Consider the following 26388-nt stretch of genomic DNA (forward strand, 5'->3'; position numbering starts at 1 on the left):
CCTTTACCAGGCTATTGTTGTGACGTCTTCATTTAACGCATCGGTGTGATCCGTTTCGCTGAAATCGATCATGGTCAGTGAAAGTCCCTGCATATCGATGGAAGTCATGAAATTGCCGACTTTATGGAAGGAGACAGGGATGTCTTTTTCTGCGAGTAATTTCGCGACATCATTGGCAAAAACGAACAACTCCATTTGCGGCGTACCACCCATACCGTTGATCAAGACACCGACTTTTTCTGGGGTCTTTTCATAATCCGCTAAGATTTTTTCCACCAACTCTTGTGCTAGTTCACGTGAGGGTTTCAGTTTTTCTCGACGGTAACCAGGTTCGCCGTGGATGCCCACGCCATACTCGATCTCATCATCGGCTAAGTCAAAACCTGGTTTCCCAACTTCAGGAACTGTTGCCGCTTTTAATGCGACCCCAATGGTTTTGATCGATGCAACCAAGGCATCGCCCAATGTTTTTAATTCGCTTAAGCTGGCACCATTACGAGCAGCTGCGCCTAAAATCTTGTGGACTAAGACCGTACCGGCAACTCCTCGTTTGCCAGCAGTATAGGTGCTATTTTCAACAGCGATATCATCATCCACGACCACGATCTCCGTCGTGATCTCTTCCATTTCTGCCATATCTTTGGCCATCTCAAAGTTCAAGATATCGCCAGTATAGTTTTTGACGATCAGCAAGACGCCTTGTCCTTGATCAGAATCTTGGATAGCCGTCAAAATCTGGTCGGGGGTCGGGGAGGTGAAGACATCGCCTAAAACGGCGGCGCTAAGCATCCCATCACCGACAAAGCCAGCATGGGCCGGCTCATGTCCACTCCCACCGCCAGAAACAAGACCGACTTGTTCTTTTTGATTATTTTTAGCGATCACCCGTGAGTCGGCGACTTGATGGACCAGTTCAGGATAACTGCCTACGATACCGGCCAACATTTCTTCTACGATCATTGAGGGATCATTAATGATTTTTTTCATGCTTCATGCCATCCTTTCTCGGCTGCTTTTTTTGCTTCTGCAACGATTTGCGCCAAATCATCACTGAAACCAGCGGTGATCGCTGCAGCAAATGCACCTTCCACCAGCGGCGCGTCGATCAGGTGATAGCGTTCTTGTTGCTGAGGTTCCAGCATGTCGTATGCAAGTTCGGCATTCAAAACGGCACTGCCTAGATCGGCAAAGACTAAGATCAGTTCAGCGTCTGCGGATTCGTTGACGGCATCCACGATTTTCGTGGCGTCAGAACCCAGCTCTCCTTCTGCTGTCCCGCCTAAAGAATAGATCGTGACTGACTCGCCATCAGCCATTTCTTCGATCATCTGTTTTAATCCTTCGGTGAGTTGCTGACTGTGAGAAACGAGTAAAATACTTTTTTTCATCCAATTTCACCAACACTTTCTGATTAAATTTGGCTGTTTGACAAGGGGGTTGCCTTTTCCAAAGAAACACCGTCCTTGTTGAAACCGCCTACAGGTTCAGTATACCAAATTTCTTTCTTCTTGTATGGTTGCACCTATGGAGAGGACAAAAAAACAGCATCGTCTTTCTGGATAAAGAAAGACGATGCGGCAGAATTGGTTAGGATTGTTTAACAAGCATTTTGGCTGAAAAGCGCTTCGTTAGGAAAGAAAGCCCCACGTACAGGCAGATGTTCAATGCCATCATGCCAAGGAAGTAAGGCAATGTTACGGCGGTCAAGAAACCGACTTCCAGCAATCCGTGGAAAAGCATTGCTGCGACATAGATCCCCACGGTAGTGGTAATCGCTAAGAACAATCGCAATGGATTTAATGGCAAGCAAGCGCGAATCACAGCGATACAGCTGATCCCGATCAACAAATAGTACAACAAGGTCGTCGTATCAAATTGCGACCAACCGTAGTCGGTTTGTAAAAAGCGGATCGCAAAGTAATTGACTAACACCAACAAGGCATTTGGCAACGCATTGAGCAAGACTGTCGGCAAGTAACGACCTTTGATCGGTGCTTTGTTTTCTTCAAAGGAAAGGAAGAAAGATGGATAACCTTCAATTGCTAAGTCGATCAATGTGATTTGGATCGGCAAGAACGGAAAGGCGCTGGATGTCAGGATACAAACCAAAGAGAGCAAGAAGCTGTAAATCGTCTTGATAAAGAAGATTCCCGACGCTTTGGTCACGTTATTGACGACGCGGCGTCCTTCAAATAAAACATCTGGCAACGTAGTAAAGTCAGAATCCAATAAGACAAAGTTAGCGATTTGACGAGCCGCACTGTCGCCAGCAGCCATTGCAATGCTGACGTCGGCTTCCCGTAGTGCCAACACATCGTTGACGCCATCACCCGTCATGGCAACGGTCCGTTGATTGGCTTTTAATTCTTGAACGAGTAGTTTCTTTTGTTCAGGAGTCACACGACCAAAGACCGTATAGCGTGTCGCAGCTTCTCGGACTTCTGCTTCGGTCGTTAAGGTAGAAAGATCGATGGCTTGATCGGCATTCGCAAGACCTGCACGATGGGCGATCGCAGCGACAGCTATTGGATTATCGCCAGAGATCACCTTTAGATCGATGCCTTGATCGGCTAAGTAAGCCAAGGTTTCTTCAGCGTTTTGGCGGATGATATCAGATAAAATCAAGATAGCCACCGCTTGTGCATTGGTTGGGTCAAAGGATGCTGGCGCTTTTGGATCGGTCTCTACGGCTAAAATCAACACCCGCAGACCTGCTTCTTGCGCTTCTTTGACTTGCGGCAAGGCAGCAGAGCCAGCGACTTTTTCAGGTGCGCCAAGATAGACATTTCCTAGATGTTCAAAAGCTACAGCACCCCATTTGCGCTGTGAAGAAAAGGCAGCGACTTCGATCGGCTGATGATCCGTTAGCTCAGGGCAGCCTTGACGCAATGCTTGCATCGTCAAATTGTTATCTGTGCTGGCTGCCAAATAATTCCCTAAGAGCATGTTAGGGTCGCTGCCAGCTTGGAGAGGAACGATCGATTCGAGAACCATATGGCCTTCCGTCAACGTCCCCGTCTTATCCAGACAAAGGGTATCGACATGCGCCAAGGTTTCAACGGCATACATGTCTTGGACCAAAATCCGTTTTTTGGCCAATTTAATGACACCTGTCGTCAAGGCGATACTGATCAGCAGGACAAGTCCTTTTGGTAACATTCCTAATAAGGCAGCGGCAGAAACGACGACGGATTCCTTGATCCCAGCATCTCGCATCATAAAGGCTTGGAAGAACAAAATCACCCCTAAAGGAACGATCACATAGCTAGTGAATTTGGATACACTACGGATCGAAGCAAGCAGCTCAGAGCGGATCGGTTTGTGGACCTTCGCCTCATTGCTTAGTTTCGCTGCGTAGTTTTCTGCACCGACATGAATGACTTTTCCTGTCACTTCACCGCTGACGATGAAACTTCCTGAGAGTAAGGAAGCACCTGCTTCTTTGACAACCAGATCGGCTTCACCAGTCAGCATCGCTTCATTGACTTCGACTAGTCCAGAAAGCACCGTCATATCAGCGGGGATTTGGTCCCCAGCACCAAGAATGACTGAGTCTTCTAAGACCAATTCTTTGGCTGAAATCTCATGGGTTTGACCATCTCGAATCACTCGTACCGTTTGCGGTGAAACAAGTGAGAGTTTTTTTACTAAATTACGTGCGTGCAATTCTTGGCTGATCCCAATGGTGATATTCACAAAAATAATCGCTAAGTAGAACATGTTGGAATAGGCGCCTACGGCAAATAAAAAAACGCCAATCAATAGGTTGAGAAAATTGAATAACGTCAGTAAATTGTCCTTGATGATCGCAGCAGTTGATTTACTGGTTTTTGTTTCATAATCATTGTGCAGCCCCTCTTGGGTTTTCTTGGCGACTTCTGCTGCAGTCAAGCCGGTGGGTAATTGAGTCATAAGCATCTCCATTTCATTTGTTCATTTCTTTCTGATTCCTTTATCTAGTCTAGCATTCGAAAAATTCAATGCAATCGTTGCGAGGAAAATAATGATAAAATTAATTAAAATCTTAAACAATCAACACGTGTTCTTTTAAAGAAAGAAAAAAACTGGGGGAACAAACCGCACCATCGACTTTTTTCTGGTGCTTACGTATAATAGGGGAAGAGAAAAAGCCGAGAAGCAGATGCTTAGCGGACAAAAGAGGGTAGCGAGCATGTCTTTAAAAGAAAAAATTATTGCAGAAAGCAAGCGGCTTGGCATCGACAAGATCGGGTTTGCTTCAGCGGAGCCGTTTTTGGCATTGGAGCCTTCCTTGCGGGAACAAAAAGCCAAAGGCCATACCTCTGGTTTTGAGCATCCCGTGATCGAAGAGCGTATCTATCCTGAACGGACATTTGAAAATCCGCAAACGATCATTGCGATCGCTTTAGCTTATCCGACAAAAATCAAAGAGAAAGTCCCGCGGGATGAAAAACGTGGCATGTTTGCCCGTGCCTCGTGGGGCATCGATTACCATGATATTTTGCGAGAACGGTTGGATCGCTTGATCGCCTTTATCAAAGAACAAGCGCAAACGATGGAAGAACAAGTCGAATGGCGTTTCGCACCGCAAGTCGATACAGGGGAATTGGTGGATGTGGCGGCAGCGCAGCGGGCGGGTCTTGGCTTTATCGGTCGTAATGGCTTGCTGATCACAGAAGAATTTGGTTCGTTTGTTTATCTCGGGGAGATCGTCACCAATATCTCTCTTGAACCAGATGAAGAAGTCCCGTTTGGTTGTGGGGATTGCATGCGTTGTGTGACGGCTTGCCCCACTAAAGCGTTATTGGGCGATGGTCGGATGAATGCCCAGCGTTGTTTGTCCTATCAAACCCAGACGAAGGGCATGATGCCAGAAGAGTACCGCAAAAAGATGCATAACGTGATTTACGGTTGCGATATTTGTCAGTTGGTCTGCCCTTATAATCGGGGGAAGGACTTCCATTTTCATCAAGAGATGGAGCCTGAAGTCGATACCGTTTATCCAAAACTGCAACCGATGTTATCTTTATCAAACAAAGCCTTCAAAGAACAATTTGGCCATCTATCTGGCTCTTGGCGGGGGAAAAAACCGCTGCAGCGTAATGCCATCATCGCCTTAGCCAATGTGGGAGACCGCAGTGCCTTGCCAGCGATTTGGCGCTGTGCGACAGAAGACGTGCGGCCAGTGATTCGAGGAACGGCTTATTGGGCCATTGGACAGTTGGGCGTCAAAGAACCAGAGATGTGGTTAGAGCGACTGCAACGGTGTGCAGAGTTAGAACCCGAAGAAGAAGCACAGCAAGAATTGCAACCTGCTATCGAACGATTGCAAGCGGTCATTACCAAAAAGCAGGAAAAAGAGCTATAAAAAAAGCAAAACGTGCCTGTGGCCGTTTTGCTTTTTTGTTTAATCTAGTACGTCATCACTTTCAACGATTTCTTCTGAATCCAGTTCAAAATCAGGTGCTGGATGCACACGCTCAGGCAGCTCCATTTCTAACTCGCCTTCTTCGGTGTATTGGTTGTCGGTATCGGCAACGTCAACTAAAATTTCTTCAGGAAGCTCTTGTTCCAACCGATAGCCTTCTGCATGACGTGCATCGAGTAATTCCAAAAGATGTTGCCACTCGTCTTTCGAGATCACTACAACGTCAATGCCATCTTTGTTTTGTACCTCTACAACAGAGGATAGATCGGTGCCGACCGTTTTAATGATCGATTCCAACGACCATTTACTCGTTTCTAAGTCAATTTTTTGTGCCATAAGAATTACCCCTTTTTTGAGAAAAATTTTGTCCTACCTTAATTGTAACGGGAAAGTTGCAGAAAACAAAATAGCTTGATTGGGAATCGTCCCTGATATGCGCAAGAACATTTGCACAGCGGCTTTAACCAAGGTAAGATAAGAGCAAGAAGGGAAGGAATAAAAATGACAGAAAAACAGACATTTCATGTGAATGGGTATTTAGCACTGGTTGTGCTGATCGGGTTATTAGTTGGCGGCGGTTATTTGTTTTATCATGGGTTCGTAAATGAGAGCGTTCTCGAAATCGTTCTCAGCATTCTTTTATGGATCGTTTCGTTTCTTTTCCTTAGTTCGTTAACGATCGTACAGCCCAACCAAGCCAAAGCGATCCTCTTTTTTGGGCAGTACTTAGGAACCATTAAAGACAACGGCTTGTTCGTGACAACCCCATTAACCCAAAAAATCAATGTTTCATTGAAAGTCCGCAACTTTAACAGTTCGCTGTTGAAGGTCAATGATTCAGATGGAAACCCGATCGAGATCTCGGCGGTGGTGGTTTTTAAAGTCGTAGATACGGCAAAAGCATTGTTTGATGTCGATTATTACCAAGATTTCATTGAGATCCAAAGTGAAACAGCGATTCGTCATATTGCGACGCAATACCCCTATGACACGTTCAATGACGATGATCTGACGTTGCGAGGCAATACAAGTGAAGTCTCGGAGGAGCTGGCAAAAGAATTGCAAGAACGATTGGCTGTTGCTGGGGTCGAAGTCTTGGAGACTCGCTTAAACCATTTGGCGTATGCGACTGAGATCGCTAGTGCGATGCTGCAGCGCCAACAAGCTAAAGCAATTTTATCAGCACGGCAAATCATTGTTGAAGGGGCCGTCTCCATGACACAAATGGCGTTAGAACAAATCGAAGACGGACAGGACATCAATTTCACAGATGACCGCAAAGTCCAACTGATCAATAATTTATTGGTGTCGATCATTACCGATAAAGGCACGCAGCCGGTGATCAATACGGGCGATGTCAAAGAGAAAGGAGTGTAGCATTTGAAGAAACTTTACATCAAACAGAAGGTTTTCAGCATCGGTGAAAAATTTACCGTCACTGATGATTTACAAAACCCTCGCTATTATGTCGAAGGCAGTTTTTTTAAGATCCCGAAAAGTTTTACGATCTTCAATGAGCAGCAGCGACCGATTGCGGAGATCACCAAAAAAGTGTTCAGTTTATTACCGAAATTTTTTGTGGAAGTCCACGGCCAAGAAGCGATCGTTTTAGAAAAACATTTCACATTTTTTAAAGCCCGCTATTCCATCAGTGCAGAAGGCATCGATGTGGACGGCAATTGGTGGGATATGGATTTTGTGGTCAACCGCAACGGCAAACGGATCGCAGAGATCCACAAAAAATGGATCTCTTGGGGGGATACCTATGAAGTTGTGATCTATGAAGAAGATCTAGATGACCTGATCATTGCATTAGTGGTAGCCATCGATCGCGTCAAAGCAGATGATGCCGCAGCGTCAAGTTCAGCAAGTAGTTAGAAAAAAAGGAGCGATGTGCATGTTATACGGTTCGATTGAAGCAGGCGGCACAAAATTTGTGTGTGCCATTGGCGATGAAGAAATGACGATCAAGGAAAGAGTGAGCTTTCCGACAACGACACCTGAGGAAACAATGCCTTTAGTCATTGATTTCTTCAAACAATACCAAGCAGATTTAGCAGGGATTGGGATTGGCTCATTTGGGCCCATCGATATCCATCGCGATTCTGCCACTTATGGGTACATTACCTCGACCCCGAAATTGGCATGGCAAAATTTTGATTTCATCGGTACCATGAAAAAAGAATTTCCGATCCCGATTTCTTGGACAACAGATGTCAATGCGGCTGCCTATGGTGAGTATGTCTTCGGCAGTGGCAAAGGATTGAGCAGTGTCGTTTACTACACGATCGGTACAGGTGTTGGTGGCGGTGCCTTACAAGAAGGGCGCTTTATCGAAGGGTTTAGTCATCCAGAAATGGGGCATATGCTGGTCGTCCCTCATCCAGAAGATGACTTTGCTGGCAGCTGTCCATTTCATGGCAACTGTTTAGAAGGGATGGCCGCTGGACCCGCCATCGAAAAACGCTTAGGGAAAAAAGGGCAAGAGGTTGCAGAAGATGATCCTTATTGGGAAATTGAAGCCTCCTATATTGCTCAATGTGCCTACAATACAACCTTGATGTTTTCTCCAGATGTGATCATTTTTGGCGGTGGTGTGATGAAACAACGCCATATGCTGCAAAACGTCCACGACGCATTTGCAAAATTGGTCAATGGCTATGTCGAAACACCTGAGTTAAGCAAATATATCGTGACCCCAGCATTGGAAGACAACGCTGGAACCCTCGGTTGTTTGGCATTGGCTCGAGAAGCGGTCTTACATTCATAAATAAAAAAAAGATCATACTCTTCGGGTATGATCTTTTTTTGCAGCGTATCAGTGGCGCTTTTGGCGACTTTTTGTATACTTAAGCTGAGGTGGAAAAGAATGAAATTAGCTGTTCGAAAAAGAAAAATCGGGAATATTCCGGTCTTAGAAGTCGTACCAGAAGAAATGATTTATGAGCCGCTGCCATTGATTATTTACTATCATGGCTGGCAGACGAGTAAAGAATTAGTGTTGACACAAGGCAGAAAGTTAGCTAGAGAAGGTTTTCGGGTGGTCTTGCCAGATGCAGCCAATCATGGGGAGCGCAAGACCCAGCTATCGGAGATTCCTTCTTTAACTTTTTGGCAAAGTATCCAAACCAATCTATTTGAGTTTTCTTACTTAGTCGATTTTTTTGAAAACCTTGGTTTGGTCAACGGTCAGATCGCAGTTGGCGGAGTCTCCATGGGAGGGATGACCACGTGCGGTTTATTGTGCCAGCATCCAGAAATTACAGCGGCAGCTTGTATCATGGGTTCTCCTTCCATGTTGAAATACCGTGACCGCATCCAAATGCACGCTGGCGCTGCTGGGTTCTTTGTACCCGAGGATTATGGTCAGCTTTTAAGCTGGATGGATGCTTACGACCTGTCTTCTCAACCAGAGAAATTAGGACAGCGTCCTCTTTTGTTTTGGCATGGTACCCAAGACGAGAAAATTCCTTATGGTGATGTGGAAGCCTTTGTGGCAGAAAATCCAGAAGCAAATTTGCAGTTTATCTCGCGAGAAGAACGCCATCTGGTTCGTGGAGAAACGATGGATCAAGTCACAGCTTTTTTCGTGGCAGAGCTCAATAAAACCAATCCATGACACTGTTTGCGCAAGGAAAAAGATTGTGTGAAAAGGTACAAGCATAAAACTCGTTTTTTGTCACGTGATAACCTATACTGTAGGGTGCAAAAAAAGGAGGAATTGGTTTGACATACCGCGTTTTATTATTTTATAAATACACAACAATTGAAGATCCGGAAAGCTTCGCCAAGGAGCATTTAGCATTTGGAAAAGAAATTGGCATCAAGGGCCGTATTTTAGTAGCCAACGAAGGGATCAATGGCACACTTTCTGGAACGGTTGAAGCAACGGATCGCTATATGGAAAAAATGGAAGCTGATCCCCGTTTTAAAGGGATTTTTTATAAGATTGACGAAGTAGAAGAACATGCGTTTAAAAAGCTATTCGTTCGTCCGCGCAAAGAATTGGTTTCATTGAACCTTGAAGACGACATCGATCCATTAGAAATGACTGGAAAATATTTAGATCCTAAAGCGTTCAAAGAAGCGTTGTTAGATGAAGATACCGTGGTGATCGATGCCCGTAACGATTATGAATATGACTTAGGCCATTTCCGGGGAGCCGTTCGTCCCGATATCCGCAGCTTCCGTGAGTTGCCGCAATGGATCATCGATAATAAAGAAAAATTTATGGATAAAAAAGTCGTTACTTATTGTACTGGTGGTATCCGTTGTGAAAAATTCTCAGGCTGGTTGCTGCGCGAAGGCTTTGATGATGTGGCCCAACTCCATGGCGGTATCTTTGCTTATGGGAATGACCCAGAAGTTCAAGGCGAGCTTTGGGATGGGAAAATGTACGTCTTTGATGAACGCATCAGTGTGGAAATCAATCATGTAGATAAAAAAGTCATCGGCCGCGACTGGTTTGATGGGACACCTTGCGAGCGCTATGTAAACTGTGCCAACCCAGAATGCAATCGCCAATTCTTAACTTCTGAGGAAAATCAGGCTGCCCATTTAGGTGCCTGCAGCTATGATTGTGCCATCCACGAACACAACCGTTACGTGGAGCAACATGGGATCACAGAAACAGAAAAAGCTGAACGGTTAAAAAACTTTGCAACAAAAAATGAAACAGTCACTGCCTAGACCGACAACTGTTTCACAGGAAATGAAGGATTAAAAGAGTCGCACGTGAGTCCGAAAACTGGCTTAGCTCAGTCAGTTTTTCCACCTTCCGTGCGGCTTTTTTGAATGGACAGAATTGGAAACGATTGTTTTTTAATTATCTGAAAAATCTAACTATTCCAATTGTTCTTTTTTCTTTCCTATCGAGAAAAAACGCAAGGCTCTCGCATATTTCACGATTTTAGAGTAAACTATACCTAATTGTGGAAGAGGAAAGAGGAATTCAGATGAAAATTGTTATTGCTGGTGCAGGTGCTATGGGCAGCCGTTTTGCTATTATGCTAAAAAGAGGCGGAAATGACGTCACGTTAATCGACGGCTGGCCTGCGCATATCGAAGCGATCCGTGAACACGGATTACGAGCGAACTTAAACGGTGAAGAGATCGCAGTCCCTTTTTCGATCTATTCGCAAAATGAGATCCCAACGACTGTACAAGCAGACTTGATCCTGGTCTTTACTAAAGCGATGCAACTGGATCAAATGATGCAAACGATCAAACCGATGATCGGAGAGCAAACGAAAGTCTTATGCTTATTAAACGGGATCGGTCATGAGGACACGATTGAAAAATATGTCAGCACGGATAAAATCTTTTTAGGAAATACCATTTGGACGGCGGACTTGATTGGTCCTGGTAATGTTCGCTTGTTTGGGGCTGGTTCTGTAGAACTGCAAAACATCGAACCGGGGAAAGAAGAAGATGCCCGTCAATTGGCGGCAGTCTTGGCTGATGCTGGGTTGAATGCGTCTTATTCTGAGAACATCCGTTACTCCATCTATCGCAAAGCCTGTGTCAACGGCACCCTAAATGGCTTGTGTTCGATTTTAAATGTGAATATTGCCCAATTCGGACAAACCTCAACGGCGCGTGCGATGGTCCAAACGATCGTGGAAGAATTTGCGGCAGTTGCTGCCCGTGAATCTGTTGAACTGGATGTATCCGAAGTAGTCCACCATATTGAAGAAACCTATGATCCAGAAGGCATCGGAATGCACTATCCATCCATGTATCAAGATTTGATCAATAATCATCGCAAAACCGAGATCGATTATATCAATGGCGCAATCTCGCGAAAAGGCCGCAAGTACCAAGTGCCAACGCCTTATTGCGACTTTTTGACTCAAATGATCCATGCTAAGGAAGATATTTTAGCAGCAGAATAACACTTCTGCGAAGGTAATAACTCGTAAAATCGCTAGCAGTCAGTAGCGATATCAAGAGACTGCATCCAAATCATTCAGCAAAAAAGTCTTTTCGCTCACTCATAGAAGAAACACTATGAGGGCGAAAAGACTTTTTTTATTGATTTCGAGTGAGTCTGCTTATTTTTTCTTGATGCGTATCGCATAAGAATCCAGCAAGATTCGAGCAATGACCGATAAGGGCAGTCGTGAGCGGACTTCATAATCAGGGAAAAAGGAAATTTCTGATTTGAAGCCAATCAAAGAAAGCTCGACTAATTCCAGCAAGCGGCTTTCTTTTGAGGCGGTGATCAAAAGCGATCCGATTTCTTTATCGTAACAATTTTGAGCCGCAATGACTAATTCTTCGGTCTCCCCATTTAACGAAACAAAAATCACGGTATCTTCTTTGCGTAAACGCTTACTGATCGTAGTGATAATATTGGGATCAGTGTACAACTCACAATATTTATCCACCAGCTGAAATTTTGTTTTCATTTCTTCCCCAATCAATTCTGAAAAGCCCCGTGCAAAAATAACGATTCGTTTCGCGTTGTATATTTTTTGGATCGCATCTTCAATAGTGCCCGTATCCAGCATATTTAAGGTACGAATGACTTCTTGTTCATTTTTAATAATGGAGCGACGGATCTCTTCATCCACCATTTCCACGTTTGAAAAATTCAAGGTCATATTCGATTGCTCTTTTAAATGATGTTTAAAAGAGGTGTAGCCCTCATAGCCCTTTTTCTTCATGGTTCGGACGATCGTTGTCGTTGAAACATTTGCCAGTTCACTTAGTTTGATAATCGAAAGGCTCGGAATTTCTGAAAGGTTTTGCGTAATGTAATTCCATAAAAATAGTTCTGCTTCACTTAATTTGTTGTCCATCTTGCCACCTCTTATCGCTATTTTAGTGTGATTGTATCTGAAAATCAAATGGAATCAAACAAGATTGAAAATGTTTTCAACAGAATGGATCGTTTTAGAAAACATGTACATTCAGAAACAGTGCATACTTAAGGTACAGCAAGGAGGAACAATTATGGGAACGATTTACACATGCACGATGAATTTAGCGATTGACTTATTTATCGAAACAGAACAGCTTTTGCCTCAAGTTGTCAATCGTACACTAGATGATGAGATCCAAGCCAATGGCAAAGGGGTGAACGTTTCTCTTATTTTGAAGATGCTAGGCATTCCCAGCACTGCTTTAGGATTTAGCGGTGGCTTTACAGGAAAATATATTGAAGATTTTTTAAGCGAAAAGCACATCAAGACCGATTTTGTAGCGGTTAATGGAATGACCAGAATAAATGTCTTTACACAAGTCAACGAAGAAAACAAAGAATATAAATTGGTCAATCAAGGGCCAGCGATCAGTCCAGAAAATGTGGAGCGATTGTTAGCAAAAATCAAGACTCTTGTTCCAGGTGATTTTCTTTGTGTTTCTGGGAGTTTACCAAAAGGTGTTCAGCCGACGGTTTTGATTGAGATCAGTAAAATCTGTCAGGAACGAGAAGTCAAGCTGATTATTGATAGTAGTTATAAGGAAGTTCGGGAGTGTTTGCAGTATCGTCCTTACTTGATCAAACCAAATGAAGATGAGTTAGCGACACTGTTTGATGTCGCCACGATCGCACCCGAAGATTATCAGAAATACGGTCAAATGTTAATTGCAGAAGGAGCGCAAAATGTGTTGCTGTCTTTAGGAAGTGAGGGGGGGATTTTTTTTAATGAAGCAACTTGTCTGATCGCTAATGCCCCAAAAGGCAAAGTGGTTAATACAGCCTGTGCGGGAGATAGCTTATTAGGGACCTTTATTGCCGGGATGGTTCGCGAGGAGGAGGTTTCTCATACATTGAAAAGAAGTATTGCTGCGGGAAGTTCAACTGCTTTTAAAAAGGGATTGACTGACTTTTTAGATATCCTTGAATTGGAAGCGCAAATACATGTTCATAGAAAGGAAGTCCATAAATGACAAAATTTCAGATAGTAGCTGCGACGGGATGTCCGACGGGGATCGCGCATACGTATATGGCACAAGAAGCATTAGAGCAAGCCGCTAAGAAGCGAGGCATTACGATCAAAGTAGAAACTCATGGACAGATTGGGATCGAAAATGCGTTGACTGCTGAAGAGATCGAAGCTGCCGACGCAGTCATTATCGCGGCTGATAAAGATGTTCAAGCCGAACGTTTTGTAGGCAAAAAAATCATTGATGTTCCAGTAGCCTCAGGAATTCGAAATGCGGATCAATTGATCGCTGATGCCTTAGATGGTGCAGGGAAAATCAAACAGTCGAAGCAATCTGTTCCGACTGATAAAGAAGAAGTAGCCGTCAGTGGGATTGGACATACGATTTACAAAAACTTAATGAATGGTGTCTCTCATATGTTACCGTTTGTGGTCAGTGGGGGAGTCTTGATTGCTATTTCATTTCTTTGGGGGATTTATTCGGCGGATCCAACTAACGCTCAGTACAACGAATTTGCTGCACGACTCAATGGAATCGGTGGTTTTGCTATGAGTATGATGGTCCCGATCCTATCAGCATTTATTGCTGAGAGTATCGCGAAACGACCAGGACTAGTGGTTGGGTTTGTTGGGGGCTTGATCGCGGCAGATGGCGGAACTGGCTTCTTAGGTGGGATCGTTTCAGGTTTCTTAGCCGGTTATGTTGTGCTAGGGCTGATGAAGGCATTGGTTCTTTTACCTAAATCATTAGATGGTTTGAAAGCAATTTTTCTTTATCCTGTTTTAGGAGTCTTGATTACAGGACTGATTATGGACTTTGTGTCAGGACCGATGGCAACGATCAACGAAGCAATGATGTCCTTCTTAGCTGGTTTCGAAAACTCTAGTCCTTTTGTATTAGGCATTATTGTTGGCTGTATGTGTGCATTCGATATGGGAGGACCAATCAATAAAGCAGCTTATGTAACAGGTACTGCTTTATTGGCACAAGGAAATACTAGTTTCATGGCAGGAGTATCCGCAGCGTGCATTGCCCCACCGTTGATCACAGGTTTTGCCGTTTTATTCTTTGGGAAGTATTTTGATGCAAATGAAAAAAATGCTGGATTAGTCAACTTTATCTTAGGCTCAACACATATTACAGAAGGCGCGATACCTTTTGCGGCAAAAGACCCGCTGAGAGTGTTACCGATCATGATGTTTGGTTCTTCGATTGCTGCTGTACTGACCTATCTCTTCAAAGTGCAAGTGCCTGCACCCCATGGTGGCTTTCTGGTATTACCCGTTGTTACTCATGGTCTTTTATGGGTAAGTGCGATTTTGGCAGGATCGATCGCAGGTGGGTTGTTGCTAGGATTGGTTCAAAAAAGAAAAGTTGCCAAACAGAGAATGGACGTGAAAGCATGATTACGGAAGAATATATTTTTGTCGATTCCCTCCTAAAGAATAAAGCGGAAGCGCTATCTTTTCTAGCAAAAGAAAGTAAGAGGCAAGGCGATGCTACGAATGTTTCAGAAGTGGAAGCAGCATTTATCCTTCGAGAAGAACAAGGCTCTACAGGCATGATGGATGGCTTTGCCATTCCTCATGCGAAGAGCAGTGTTATTAGACGACCATTTATTAGTGTAATCAAACTTAGAGAAGCAATCGATTGGGACAGTTTAGACGGACAAAAAATCCATACGATCATCGCTATGTTTATACCAGAGAACGAAGCTGGGACCACCCACCTTACGATTTTGTCTCAAGTGGCAAGGATGCTGATGAAAGAAGAGTTTAAAAAAGCGATCCAAGCAGCTACTTCTAAAACAGCTGTACTACAAGCAATGAATCAGTATCTAGAAGGGAATTGAAAAAATGACTACGACAATGAAGCAACCGATAACAGTAACAAAACTTTGTAATTCAAAAGGAATCATCAGTGCATTGGCGATCGATCAAAGAGGCGCATTAAAGCGAATGCTAAGTCAATATAAAAAAGAAGTGTCGGACGCAGCGATCGAGCAATTTAAAACCATCGTCTCTGAAGAACTAACACCATATGCATCGGCTATTTTATTGGATCCAGAATACGGCCTTCCGGCAGCAAAACAACGTGCTCAGCAAACCGGTCTATTGATGGCTTATGAAAAAACGGGGTATGACGCAACGACGCCAGGGAGACTCCCAGACTCCTTAAATTATTGGTCAGTCAAGAAGCTCAAAGAGGCAGGAGCAGATGCCTGTAAGTTTTTACTCTACTATGATGTAGACGAAAGCGATGCGATCAACGATCAAAAGAAAGCTTATATAGAAAGAATCGGTTCTGAATGTCTGGCGGAAGGGCTGCCCTTTTTCTTAGAGCTAGTCTCCTATGATGCGACCATTCCGGATAACACATCGAAAGAATACGCAACGGTCAAACCACATAAAGTCAATCAAATGATTAAGATTTTTGCAGAGTCGCGCTATAACGTAGCTGTTTTGAAAGTAGAAGTTCCTGTCAATATGAAGTTTGTTGAAGGGTTCGGGAATGAGGTTGTCTATACACAAAAAGAGGCTGCAGCATTCTTTAAAGAACAAAGCCAGATGGCTACTTGTCCATTTATTTTTCTTAGCGGGGGCGTCAGTGCGGAGCTTTTTCAAGAAACCCTCTGCTTTGCCAAAGCAGCTGGTTCAACCTTCAATGGTGTATTATGCGGGCGAGCAACTTGGGCAGATGGTGTTAAGGTATTTGCCACTAAAGGAGAAGCTGCTGCAAGACAATGGATGCAAACAGACGGTAGAAAAAACATCGAAACATTGAATGAGGTGCTAATGGAAACAGCTTCTTCTTGTCAGGCAACAACTGAATGATTTCTTTCAATGGGAATATCTGAACTTAGGGAAATAAGGTGTCAACATGTGCTGGCTTCCAGACGGTTAAACGGATATCTGAGATTGACTTTCGCCGAAGTCTTTATTTGGAAAAGTCAACGAGTTGGGTCATTCTTAAGGAGCGTACCAACCAATCGCCGCCTTTTTAATACACTCTAATTTAATCGTTTCAAAAAGCTTAGGGAATCTTTCCTAAGCTTTTTTTGTGGAAGAAAAAGGTGGGAGTTTTTCTTTCTTTGACTGCATGTTATTGGAGTGGCTTTGTTGTGGAAACATCGAGAGCAATTAATTAAGTCGCATTCACAAACCGTCCTTTAAAAAAAGAGCGGATGACTCCATCTAAGGAGAAGATAGGATAGAATAGAAGTCGCTTCAACATGATTCTTTCGGTTGCAAAATAAAATTGCATTGTTTTTTAAGGCAAACGATCTGAAGATTATTCAGTGAAATTCGTACACTTTTTTTCCAGATCTTTGAAAAAATCCTGTCTTAATTATTATTGGTCAACGCTTATACTGAAAGCGTAATCAAATTGTAGGAGGGAACGTATGAAAGACTGGTTAAATATAGCTGGAAAAACCGTGATCGTAACAGGGGGTTCTTCAGGAATCGGAAAGAGGATCGTTGAAAGTTTATTAGAGCAAGGGGTGAATGTGGCAAATTTTGACCTTACAGAAGCTACGCAACAACATGACAATTTGTTGTTTGTTGAAACGGATATTTCAGTAAGGGAAGAGGTGGAGTCAGGTGTAGAAAAAGTCATTGAGCGGTTTGGAACTGTCGATGGTTTAGTGAACAATGCAGGGATCAATATTCCACGTCTTTTAGTAGATAAGAAAGACCCTCATGGGAAATATGAATTATCAGATCCTATTTTTGACAAGATGAGTGCAATCAATCAAAAGGGCGTTTTCCTAATGACGCAAACAGTAGCCCGAGAATTGGTCAATAAAAAATCTGGAGTCATCATCAATATGTCATCAGAATCAGGGCTTGAAGGATCTGAAGGGCAAAGTGCATATGCTGCTACCAAAGCGGCACTCAATAGCTATACAAGATCCTGGGCAAAAGAATTAGGAAAATCAAATGTTCGAGTGGTGGGTATTGCACCGGGCATCATGGAAGAAACGGGCTTGAGAACGTCTGCCTATGAGGAGGCACTGGCTTACACAAGAGGGACGACAGTTGAAAAACTGCGAGAAGGATACACAAAAACGAGTACAATTCCTCTAGGTCGGAGTGGCAAATTGACAGAAGTAGCTGACTTGGTCTGCTATTACCTGTCTGACCGATCCAGTTATATTACAGGAGTGACAACAAATGTAGCGGGAGGAAAAACTAGGGGATAGAAATAGGGGGATAAAATGGCATTCGTAAATCGATGGTATCAAATCTTAGACTTGTTAATAACCCATAAGGATATTTCAATCATTGATTTACAGAAAAAGTTGAGCAGTAGTTCAAAAACAGTAAAGAGTAGTATTGATCTGCTTAATGAAGAACTAATTGGTATTGCGAAAATCGTGCAAAGGAAAAAGAGCTATTCGATTGAGGTAGAAGATGCTGAAGAATTTGAACTCATTTTGGCTGGAAAGTTGAAAAAAGAAACCGATTTTAACTCAGCAAGTAAGCGGGTAGCATTTATCCTAAAACAATTGATCGAGGAAAAGTCATTTATTTTAATTGACGATCTGTCTGAAGCGCTAGGGATCAGTAGGAGTACTGTCTATAATGATTTTCGGATGCTAAAAAAGCTACTCAAGCCTTTTGATACAGAAGTAGTTGGAACGCCAAATAGAGGGATTCAGATTAAAGGAAGTGAATTTAATCTGCGTTTGCTTTACATCTATTATGTACAAGATTATTTTTATGAAAATTATTTAGAAAACGATACACGAGCAATGATCCAAAAAATCATTTCTCTCTCAGGGATTCCGCAGTATTATGGTCGTTTACTGTATAAAGTGATTTCTATTTCCATGAAAAGGATCATTGAAGGGAATTATTTAGAGACGATACCGAATTGTTATACAAATTTCATCAAAGAAGAAGAACAAATCGAGCAGTTGATCTATCATCTAGAGACCAAATACCGAGTGACTTTAAGTCAAACAGAACAGGACTTTCTCTGGTTCCCGTTAAATTTATCTGCAAATTCCTTAATTGAGCGTACGGTTGTCCCGACAGCAGTCGAACAGTACTTTAAAGCGATGCTAAAGCGAATCCATCGCACGCTCGTTTTGGATATCAATGAGAAAGTTTTGTTTTTAGAAATGAAAGAACACTTAAAGTATATGATCAACCGAATCGTGGTCCATGCAAAATTAAGCGATTTGTTTTACGGCGAAATCGAGCGACAATATCCCTTTGCCTATGAATTAGCCAAAGTCGGTCTACAAGAGATTGAAGAAATGGTTGGTCGAACCATACCCACAGTCGAAATCAGTTATCTAGCACTTTATTTTGAACTTGCTTTGAAAAGCCAACAAAACGAACCAGCCAAAAAGCAAATTGCTGTAGTTTGTCACAGTGGCAGAGGTACGGCGATGATCATACGTCGTCAATTGGAACGAGTCTTAGGCAATGATATTCGCATCACCCATTTATCAGAGGAAGCCTATCATCAGGAAAATCTGACCGATTACTTCGCCATTTTTACGACGATCCCATTAAAACATTTAGAGCAAGTGAAAAGTCCAATCATTAAATTGACCAACTTATTTGACGATCATTGGTTGCGCAATGAGTGGGAAAAAGCCGAACGCTTGCAGTCAGTAGGGAAGCAGTCGATCCTCTTACACTTTAACCACTTAGATCCTGACTTGACCTATCAAAAGAATGTCGAGTCAATGATCGCCGAATTAACAAAGGAGCATATAGTAGATGAGTGCTTTTTGGAACGAATCAGACAAAGAGAGGAAAAACATGCCACGATTTTTGATTCTGAGATTGGCTTTCCCCATGCGATCAATGATCAAACAGATAAAATCGTTCTGTCGATAGGTGTGTTCAAAAGGAAATTGGTTACTCCTGAGGGTAATATCAAACTGATTTTTTTGTTAGGTATTCCAAGTGAATTGACAGGGAAAAACGAACAAGACTTGTTGCGCATTTATGATGAATTATTTGCGATTGCTGGCAATGCGGATTTCAGAGAAGAAATCAGTGCCCAAGAAAATCTATTGGCATTGAAAGAATGGCTTTATCAGAAGGAGTTGATTATATGAGTTTTGTTTATCTATTTGGTATTTTTGCCTTAGGCGCCTATTTGTTACAAATTCTTTTTGGGTTGAAACAGATCAAACACTTTAATCAAAACTATCAGCAACTGCGCAAAAAAGGCAAGGTAGCGATTGGACGCAGAGCTGGAAAAATAAAAGCAGGAACGATCGTTTTACTTGCGGTCGATCCAGCAGGAATCATTCTTGATGCCAGAAAGATGCAAGGGGTAACCGTGTTGGCGAAGTTTAAAGAGCTGCCGGTCTATCTAGGAGAAGATATTCATTATATCGATAAGTACCATCCCAAAGTGCAGAAAGAAAACAAGTTGACGATTCAAGCGATGGAAAATGCCAGAGAAATCTATTTGCGCACAGAAGCCGGGAACTATACCGAAAGTCAGGGAGTGTCGCCTGTAACACTGATGAAAATACAAATACAAACATGGAAAGAAAAAATATATATGAAAGAAAAAAGGAGTGCAAAATAATGGAGTATATTACAAAATTTGCTGAAGGTTTTATGAGCCTTTTTCAAACCGGAGCAGAGACCTTTATCTCATGGATGACAGGTATCGTTCCAGTGGTGCTAATGCTGATGGTCGCCATGAATACGTTGATTGCTTTCTTAGGAGAAGAACGCGTGACCAAAGTGGCACGTTTATCTTCAAAAAATCCTTTCACTCGCTATTTGCTTTTACCTTTCCTATCTGCCTTTATGTTAGGAAACCCAATGTCGTTTACTATGGCTCGCTTTTTACCTGAATATTATAAGCCTAGCTATTATGCTTCACAAGCGCAATTTTGTCACACCAGTAATGGGGTATTTCCTCATATCAATCCGGGAGAACTCTTTGTATGGTTGGGTATTGCCCAAGGAATCACAACATTAGGCTTAAACTCGATGGAGCTGGCGATTCGTTACCTATTGGTCGGTATGATCATGAACTTTATTGGCGGTTGGGTCACCGACTTTACGACTGCTTACGTGTGTAAGCAGCAAGGCATCACTTTGAGTAAAACAGTCAAACTAGCGGCAGAATAAGGAGGAATCAAGATGACGTACAAAAGTATACGAGTAGTCAAAGGCAGCGGCGGTTATGGCGGTCCCTTAGTGATCACGCCGACAGAAGAAAGACATAAATTTATTTACATTACTGGTGGTGGTGAGCGACCTGCAATCGTTGATAAAATTGTTGAATTAACGGGAATGGAAGCAGTCAATGGCTTTAAAACATCGATTCCCGATGATGAAATTGCATTGGCGATCATTGACTGTGGTGGTACACTACGTTGCGGTATTTATCCCAAAAAAGGGATTCCGACGATCAATGTCGTCGCAACGGGGAAAAGTGGGCCATTAGCACAATATATCAATGAACAGATCTATGTTTCGGCGGTTGGGGTCGACCAAATTTCATTAAGTGAAGAGCAAGAAGCAACCACCGTCGCCAATGAAGCAACAGCTCCTAAGCGGGAATTCACCTACGATACTTCGAAAAAAATCACAGAGCAAAAAGCCGAGCAGCAAAATTTTATTGCCAAGATCGGGATGGGCGCCGGGAAAGTCGTTGCGACCTTTAACCAATCTGCACGAGACGGGGTTCAGACGATGATCAATACCGTCATTCCCTTCATGGCATTTGTTTCCCTGTTGATTGGGATCATTCAAGGGTCAGGCGTTGGAAATTTCTTTGCGAATGTGATGGCGCCATTGGCTGGCAATATTTGGGGATTGATGATCATCGGCTTTATTTGTTCCTTGCCATTTCTCTCCCCGTTACTTGGACCAGGGGCAGTGATCAGTCAAGTGATCGGGACACTGATTGGGGTCGAGATCGGCAAAGGAACGATTCCACCACAACTTGCTCTACCTGCATTATTTGCGATCAATACTCAAAATGCCTGTGATTTTATTCCAGTTGGGTTAGGATTAGAAGAGGCAGAAGCGGAAACGGTTGAGGTTGGGGTACCTTCTGTTCTTTATTCTCGTTTCTTAAATGGTGTACCACGGGTCTTCGTAGCATGGCTTGCAAGTTTTGGACTTTATAGTTAAATCAGTATAGGAGGAAGCAGAAATGGCAGTTTTTACTACGACAGTTCTTTCAATCGGTGTGGAGGCGGAATTATTTCGCGAAGAAAATATGATCATTCTTTTTGGCAAAGATGCACCGGCAGCGTTAGCTGACTATTGTTACAATATTGAAGTACAGCCGATGAATGGCACGATTACATCTGAACAAAAATTATGGATCGATGATCAAAGCTATCAAATTACCTCGGTAGGCGATGTGGTATCAAGAAATTTACAAGAATTAGGACACATCACGATTAAATTTGACGGCAGTTCGACCTCTGAATTACCAGGCACACTTTATGTAGAAGCAAAAACGATCCCTGTGATTGAAAAAGGAACGAAAATCAGCATTAAGTAAGGAAACTGTCTAGTAAAACGTAAGATTGAAGGAGTGTAAGCAATGGAATTCTTTTTGGATACAGTAAATCTTGAGGAAATCACCCACTATCAAAAGGTACTCCCGCTGGCAGGAGTAACCTCGAACCCCACGATTTTGAAAGCTGCGGGGAACATCGACTTTTTTACTCATTTGCAAGCAGTGAAAGAACGAATCGGAGAAGCATCCTTACATGTTCAAGTGGTTGGGGAAACCGTCGATGAGATGATCCTAGATGCAGAAACGATTATCAATAAGCTGGGAAAAGAAGTCTATATCAAAATCCCTGTCAATGAAAATGGGTTAGAAGCCATCAAACGCTTAAAAGAGCGTGAATTCAACTTAACAGCTACAGCCATTTATACCGAATTGCAGGGGTTCTTAGCGATTGGTGCTGGAGTCGATTATTTGGCGCCATACTATAACCGTATGGAAAATATCAATGTTGATGCACCAACAGTCATTGAATCATTGGCACAAGCGATTCGTACCACTCAAGCACAAAGTAAGATCCTTGCCGCAAGCTTTAAGAACACTACGCAAATGAATCGCGCGATTCGTGCAGGGGCACATGCGCTCACTGCTGATCCAGACATCTATCGACAAGGATTAGCCATGCCTTCCATTCAAAAAGCAGTAACGGACTTTCACAATGACTGGGTCGAGACGTTTAAGTCGCCATCGATTCAGGGGTTATGCCAATGACGACAACGGTAATTTTTGATATGGATGGGGTTATCGTAGATTCTGAGTATACGTTTTTAGAATCAAAAACAGCGATGCTTCATAGTGAAGGACACCTTGTAGATGAGTCATATCACTATCAGTTCATGGGGACCACTGCAGAATTTATGTGGGAAAAAATGAAGGAAGAATTACAGTTACAAAAATCTGTTTCAGCGTACATTGAAGAAATGAATCGCAGAAGAAAAGCGTTGATCAAACGTGATGGCGTCAAAGCGATTCCTCATGTGCAAACATTGATTCGGCAGTTAGTAGAAGCGAACTTTCAGCTTGGTGTTGCTTCCTCTTCTCCTAAAAAAGAGATTGAGGAGAACCTGGATCAATTGCAGTTGCGAAACTATTTTACTGAGATCGTCAGTAGTGAAGAGGTAGCACGCTCGAAGCCTTTTCCTGACGTATTCTTGAAAGCAGCGTCGTTGTTGAGCGCGAACCCTCAGCAATGTATCGTCATTGAAGATACGATCAATGGCTGTAAAGCTGCCAAAGCTGCGGGTATGTACTGTATTGGTTTTGCGAATCCAGCATTCCCTGTGCAAGGTCTGCCAGCGGATCAAACGATTATTGATTTTCGTGACCTGAATGTGCAAGAATTGAAAACCATCAAATAATACGCACAACTAAAATGACCAACCTAGGAAAGGATAACTGCTAATGAAGCTGGAATCCTCCTTTCCTTGGCTGGTCATTTTTAATTTTTTTGCATGATAGTCAAAGAATAAGCTTATTCTGTCGGCAGATCCGCCATAAACCGTTCGCTACCTTGAAAGACCGCTAATTGATTGACACCAAAGGAACGCAATAGATCGCTCATCGCTGCAAAATCTAACCGATAGTCACTGGCTTTATGGGCATCAGAGCCGAGGGTGAACAATTTACCACCGACACTTTGATACAGCGGGATTGCATATTGATAAAGGTGGGCATTTTGATAGGGGCCAAAGCTCTTCGCGTTGATTTCCATCGCTAAGTCACGGGCAACGATTTTTTTGAAGATCGTCGTTAACTCTGTTTCAAAATGGGCGGCCAATTCCTCAGCTGTAAATTGGAAACGACGCAAGCCATAATCAAAGTGGGTCACGATGTGCCCGTCAGAAAACGAGTCCAACACGTGGGCCATTTGGTCAAAGTATTGTTTGGCGACTGCAAATTTGTCCTTGTTCAACACGGCATCGTCCATATAATCAAAGGTACCGTTTTGATGGATACTGATCAATTTCAAGTCATAGGGATGGCTTTCAAGATAGCGCAAGATTTCTTGTTCTTGACCAGGCACGACACCAATCTCAATGCCTTTTAAGAGTTTCGTCGCTGTGGTCTCTTGCAGCTTCTGGTGGGTATTTACTAGTAATTCATAGTCAGGAATATCATCACGGAATCCCGAATAGGGGTTCTTCAAATCGAAATGATCTGTCGCAACGAAGTAGGCAGGCTGGTAAGCAAGATAATTCTCAAACTGTTCATCTGAATCAAAAGACAAAAATGTATGCAGATGTTGATCATAATAATTCATAAACAAGACTCCTTTTCTTGAATACGATACCACAAAAAAGCAGAAGAAACTATGATTGGCTGAGAAAAGGTTTTCTCTTGGACAATTTTTCGCTTATAATAAATAAGAATAGAGCGAAGGAGTCGGTCAGCCATGAGTATGTACCTTGAAATTCCTGAATTTGAAAGTGAATTTCGTTTTCGAACGTTTCTAAATGATGGGTTGACCATCGTTTACCCCCATGTCCATAAAGAAATCGAGATCATTTACGCTAAGCGCGGCACGGTCAATATTGGTGTTGACGATACGATCATTGAGTTGGAGGAAGGGGATCTGTATCTTTTTTCCAGCGGGCAACCCCACTATTTTCTAGCATCGCCTGAGAGTGAACGCTATGTCTATCAATTTGATATGAAGCTTTTTGAAGAGCCGTTGCTTCGAGAAAATGAAGTATCCTTGATGACACTCTTTGAAGAAGGGGAGCCCCACAGCAAAAATTGGCCAACGAGTTTTACGGAAAAAATAACAGGTCTCTTGATCGAGTTGTATCAGTTGGAAGAGGAAAATGTTGTTGGGAAGCGTTATTTGACTCTCGGGCTGCTTTACCAGTTGATTGGGGAGTGCTATCAAAGTTTGCCAAAGCGCAAACAAGCCGTCAATCCGCTAAAACGAACGGCCGCACAATACAAAGAAACCTTGCAGCGTCTGAATGATGTCTTTGAGTACATCGAATCTCATTACCAAGAAGTCTTGACGATGGAGGACACCGCAAGACATGTAGGGTTTAGTCCCCATTATTTCACGCGTTTCTTTAAAACCAATACTGGCAAGACCTTCATGCAGTTTTTGACGGAATACCGCATCAATCAAGCCAAATTTATCTTGGCCAATGAAAAGATCCCCATGGCAGAAGTCGCTGAAAAAGCAGGTTTTGCCAGTGTCAAAACATTTCACCATGTCTTTAAGGAAGCCGTTGGTCAATCACCGTTGCAGTACCAGAAACAACTGAATCAAAATTGATAGAAACAGCCGATGAGCCTTTGCTTGTCGACTGTTTTTTTGTCAATTTGGCACTATTTTTTTCTCGATAGTGTTTTTTAAGCGCTTTGCATAAATTGTGGAGTGGTTCTTTTTGTTAAAGTTTCATAAGATAATTTTCGGGAATTTTTTCAATGGAAACTGGGAAGAACTGCTTTCGATGTTTCGCTATAATGAGGGGGTAGAAAATAATAAGCGTTTTCAGGAGGAAAGATATGACAGTTAAAGTTGGAATCATTGGGTGCGGTGGGATCGCAAACGGCAAGCACATGCCTGCCTTGTCTCAAGTAGAAGAAGTAGAAATGGTTGCCTTTTGTGATCTGCTGGTTGAACGTGCAGTTGAAGCGAAATCAGCATTTGGGACCGAAGATGCCCAAGTATTCAGCGATTATCAAGAAATGTTGGCACAAGCTGATCTAGATGTGATCCATGTGTGTACACCAAACGCCTCACATGCTGAGTTGACGATTGCCGCACTAGAAGCGGATTGTCATGTCATGTGTGAAAAACCAATGGCAAAAACAGCGGCAGAAGCCAAAGCAATGATCGAAGCAGCTAACCGAACAGGGAAAAAACTCACGATCGGCTACCAAAACCGTTTTAGAAAAGATTCTCGTTATCTTCATGAAGTGTGCGCCGAAGGACAATTAGGAAACATTTATTTTGGGAAAGCTCATGCGATCCGTCGTCGGGCTGTGCCAACTTGGGGTGTTTTCCTTGATGAAGAAGCGCAAGGCGGCGGTCCGTTGATCGATATCGGTACCCACGCATTGGATCTGACCTTATGGATGATGAACAATTACAAACCAAAATTTGTTGTCGGAAAAGCGTATCATGAGTTGTCGCAAACCAAAAATGCCGCTAATGCTTGGGGCCCTTGGGATCCAGAGAAATTCTCAGTAGAAGATTCGGCCTTTGGTTTTGTGGTCATGGAAGATGGGGCAACGATTTTCTTAGAAGCTAGCTGGGCGCTCAACAGCTTGGATGTGAAAGAAGCCAAAACGACACTGATGGGCAGCAAAGCGGGTGCGGATATGAACAACGGTTTGACCATCAACGGAGAAGACCACAGCCTGCTGTATGAAAAAAATATCGAACTTGAAACAGGCGGCGTTGATTTTTATGAAGGAAACGGCGAGACGCCAGAAATTTTAGAAGCACAATCGTGGATCCATGCGATCATCAACGATACCGAACCAGTGGTCAAACCTGAAGAAGCAATGGTCGTGACGGAGATTTTAGAAGCGATCTACAAATCATCACAAACCGGTGAGCCAGTCTACCTATAAGA

27 protein-coding genes are annotated in these 26388 nt (G+C 43.0%); 21 read left to right on the top strand and 6 right to left on the bottom strand.

Going from position 1 to position 26388, the window contains the following annotated elements; genetic code table 11:
- Window positions 1-3 precede the first annotated feature (3 nt).
- The 3 genes from dhaK to A5883_RS01500 all read right to left on the bottom strand — a co-directional run bounded on the left by dhaK (window position 4) and on the right by A5883_RS01500 (window position 3912).
- The gene (gene dhaK / locus A5883_RS01490; protein ID WP_005228158.1) at window positions 4-987 is read right to left on the bottom strand and encodes a dihydroxyacetone kinase subunit DhaK; all 984 of its coding nucleotides are present in this window, start codon (window positions 985-987) and stop codon (window positions 4-6) included.
- The gene (gene dhaM, locus A5883_RS01495) at window positions 984-1388 is read right to left on the bottom strand and encodes a dihydroxyacetone kinase phosphoryl donor subunit DhaM (protein ID WP_005228160.1); all 405 of its coding nucleotides are present in this window, start codon (window positions 1386-1388) and stop codon (window positions 984-986) included. Before dhaM ends, dhaK begins: the two co-directional genes overlap by 4 nt.
- A gap of 199 nt (window positions 1389-1587) precedes the next feature.
- The gene (locus tag A5883_RS01500; RefSeq protein ID WP_005228162.1) at window positions 1588-3912 is read right to left on the bottom strand and encodes an HAD-IC family P-type ATPase; all 2325 of its coding nucleotides are present in this window, start codon (window positions 3910-3912) and stop codon (window positions 1588-1590) included.
- Window positions 3913-4171: 259 nt separating this feature from the next.
- Here A5883_RS01500 and queG point away from each other — a divergent pair, with 259 nt between their 5' ends.
- Window positions 4172-5347: a tRNA epoxyqueuosine(34) reductase QueG gene (gene queG, locus A5883_RS01505; protein WP_005228165.1), complete on the top strand. Its 1176-nt coding sequence runs from the start codon at window positions 4172-4174 to the stop codon at window positions 5345-5347.
- A 39-nt stretch (window positions 5348-5386) separates the two neighbouring features.
- On the opposite strand, the gene A5883_RS01510 is transcribed toward queG, so the two are convergent.
- Window positions 5387-5743, bottom strand: a complete 357-nt coding sequence (locus A5883_RS01510) for a hypothetical protein (RefSeq protein WP_005228172.1) — start codon at window positions 5741-5743, stop codon at window positions 5387-5389.
- A gap of 165 nt (window positions 5744-5908) precedes the next feature.
- Between A5883_RS01510 and A5883_RS01515 the strand changes: the two genes are divergently transcribed.
- From A5883_RS01515 to A5883_RS01540, 6 genes are all read left to right on the top strand, one after another.
- Window positions 5909-6784 carry an SPFH domain-containing protein gene (locus A5883_RS01515; RefSeq protein ID WP_060791488.1) on the top strand — a complete coding sequence of 292 codons (876 nt, stop codon included), beginning with the start codon at window positions 5909-5911 and terminating at the stop codon, window positions 6782-6784.
- Between the two features lie 3 nt (window positions 6785-6787).
- Entirely contained in the window at window positions 6788-7285 is a 498-nt protein-coding gene (locus A5883_RS01520; protein WP_005233908.1) for an LURP-one-related/scramblase family protein, read from the top strand.
- Between the two features lie 19 nt (window positions 7286-7304).
- Window positions 7305-8177, top strand: a complete 873-nt coding sequence (gene scrK, locus A5883_RS01525) for a fructokinase ScrK (protein WP_086337870.1) — start codon at window positions 7305-7307, stop codon at window positions 8175-8177.
- 99 nt (window positions 8178-8276) lie between these two features.
- Entirely contained in the window at window positions 8277-9026 is a 750-nt protein-coding gene (locus A5883_RS01530) for an alpha/beta fold hydrolase (RefSeq protein ID WP_015510359.1), read from the top strand.
- Between the two features lie 107 nt (window positions 9027-9133).
- Window positions 9134-10096 (top strand): oxygen-dependent tRNA uridine(34) hydroxylase TrhO, encoded by a 963-nt coding sequence (gene trhO, locus A5883_RS01535; protein WP_016621858.1) that lies wholly within the window; start codon window positions 9134-9136, stop codon window positions 10094-10096.
- A gap of 266 nt (window positions 10097-10362) precedes the next feature.
- Complete coding sequence (locus tag A5883_RS01540) at window positions 10363-11301, top strand: 2-dehydropantoate 2-reductase (RefSeq protein WP_086337871.1); 939 nt, start codon at window positions 10363-10365, stop codon at window positions 11299-11301.
- Window positions 11302-11460: 159 nt separating this feature from the next.
- On the opposite strand, the gene A5883_RS01545 is transcribed toward A5883_RS01540, so the two are convergent.
- Window positions 11461-12210, bottom strand: coding sequence for a MurR/RpiR family transcriptional regulator (locus A5883_RS01545; protein ID WP_008380325.1), 750 nt, complete (start codon window positions 12208-12210; stop codon window positions 11461-11463).
- Between the two features lie 154 nt (window positions 12211-12364).
- On the opposite strand from A5883_RS01545, the gene pfkB reads away from it, so the two are divergent.
- From pfkB to A5883_RS01605, 12 genes are all read left to right on the top strand, one after another.
- Complete coding sequence (gene pfkB / locus A5883_RS01550) at window positions 12365-13303, top strand: 1-phosphofructokinase (protein ID WP_086337872.1); 939 nt, start codon at window positions 12365-12367, stop codon at window positions 13301-13303.
- Window positions 13300-14706, top strand: coding sequence for a PTS fructose transporter subunit IIC (locus A5883_RS01555; protein WP_086337873.1), 1407 nt, complete (start codon window positions 13300-13302; stop codon window positions 14704-14706). Before pfkB ends, A5883_RS01555 begins: the two co-directional genes overlap by 4 nt.
- Complete coding sequence (locus A5883_RS01560; RefSeq protein ID WP_015510356.1) at window positions 14703-15152, top strand: PTS sugar transporter subunit IIA; 450 nt, start codon at window positions 14703-14705, stop codon at window positions 15150-15152. Before A5883_RS01555 ends, A5883_RS01560 begins: the two co-directional genes overlap by 4 nt.
- 4 nt (window positions 15153-15156) lie before the next feature.
- Window positions 15157-16134, top strand: a complete 978-nt coding sequence (gene lacD, locus A5883_RS01565; protein ID WP_086337874.1) for a tagatose-bisphosphate aldolase — start codon at window positions 15157-15159, stop codon at window positions 16132-16134.
- 569 nt (window positions 16135-16703) lie between these two features.
- Window positions 16704-17504 (top strand): SDR family oxidoreductase, encoded by an 801-nt coding sequence (locus A5883_RS01570; RefSeq protein WP_086337875.1) that lies wholly within the window; start codon window positions 16704-16706, stop codon window positions 17502-17504.
- A gap of 15 nt (window positions 17505-17519) precedes the next feature.
- The gene (locus A5883_RS01575; protein ID WP_086337876.1) at window positions 17520-19382 is read left to right on the top strand and encodes a BglG family transcription antiterminator; all 1863 of its coding nucleotides are present in this window, start codon (window positions 17520-17522) and stop codon (window positions 19380-19382) included.
- Window positions 19379-19864 (top strand): transcriptional regulator GutM, encoded by a 486-nt coding sequence (locus tag A5883_RS01580; RefSeq protein ID WP_015510345.1) that lies wholly within the window; start codon window positions 19379-19381, stop codon window positions 19862-19864. The genes A5883_RS01575 and A5883_RS01580 overlap by 4 nt, the downstream gene beginning before the upstream one ends.
- Entirely contained in the window at window positions 19864-20418 is a 555-nt protein-coding gene (srlA, locus tag A5883_RS01585; RefSeq protein WP_074934132.1) for a PTS glucitol/sorbitol transporter subunit IIC, read from the top strand. The genes A5883_RS01580 and srlA overlap by 1 nt, the downstream gene beginning before the upstream one ends.
- A gap of 12 nt (window positions 20419-20430) precedes the next feature.
- On the top strand, window positions 20431-21429 hold the full coding sequence (gene srlE / locus A5883_RS01590) for a PTS glucitol/sorbitol transporter subunit IIB (protein ID WP_074934133.1): 999 nt from the start codon (window positions 20431-20433) through the stop codon (window positions 21427-21429).
- A 22-nt stretch (window positions 21430-21451) separates the two neighbouring features.
- Window positions 21452-21808 carry a PTS glucitol/sorbitol transporter subunit IIA gene (locus A5883_RS01595; protein ID WP_015510342.1) on the top strand — a complete coding sequence of 119 codons (357 nt, stop codon included), beginning with the start codon at window positions 21452-21454 and terminating at the stop codon, window positions 21806-21808.
- A gap of 42 nt (window positions 21809-21850) precedes the next feature.
- Entirely contained in the window at window positions 21851-22531 is a 681-nt protein-coding gene (locus tag A5883_RS01600; protein ID WP_086337877.1) for a fructose-6-phosphate aldolase, read from the top strand.
- Window positions 22528-23178: an HAD family hydrolase gene (locus A5883_RS01605; protein ID WP_086337878.1), complete on the top strand. Its 651-nt coding sequence runs from the start codon at window positions 22528-22530 to the stop codon at window positions 23176-23178. Before A5883_RS01600 ends, A5883_RS01605 begins: the two co-directional genes overlap by 4 nt.
- Window positions 23179-23291: 113 nt before the next feature.
- Here A5883_RS01605 and A5883_RS01610 read toward each other — a convergent pair whose 3' ends face one another.
- Entirely contained in the window at window positions 23292-24080 is a 789-nt protein-coding gene (locus A5883_RS01610) for a PHP domain-containing protein (RefSeq protein ID WP_015510339.1), read from the bottom strand.
- Window positions 24081-24212: 132 nt separating this feature from the next.
- On the opposite strand from A5883_RS01610, the gene A5883_RS01615 reads away from it, so the two are divergent.
- Window positions 24213-25079 (top strand): AraC family transcriptional regulator, encoded by an 867-nt coding sequence (locus A5883_RS01615; protein WP_060791484.1) that lies wholly within the window; start codon window positions 24213-24215, stop codon window positions 25077-25079.
- Between the two features lie 233 nt (window positions 25080-25312).
- A complete protein-coding gene (locus A5883_RS01620; RefSeq protein ID WP_005228203.1) occupies window positions 25313-26386 on the top strand; it encodes a Gfo/Idh/MocA family protein in 1074 nt (357 codons plus the stop codon).
- The last annotated feature ends 2 nt before the right edge of the window (window positions 26387-26388 follow it).

It is taken from the genome of Enterococcus sp. 5B3_DIV0040, from assembly GCF_002140755.1.
In the GTDB taxonomy this organism is placed as follows: domain Bacteria; phylum Bacillota; class Bacilli; order Lactobacillales; family Enterococcaceae; genus Enterococcus_D; species Enterococcus_D casseliflavus.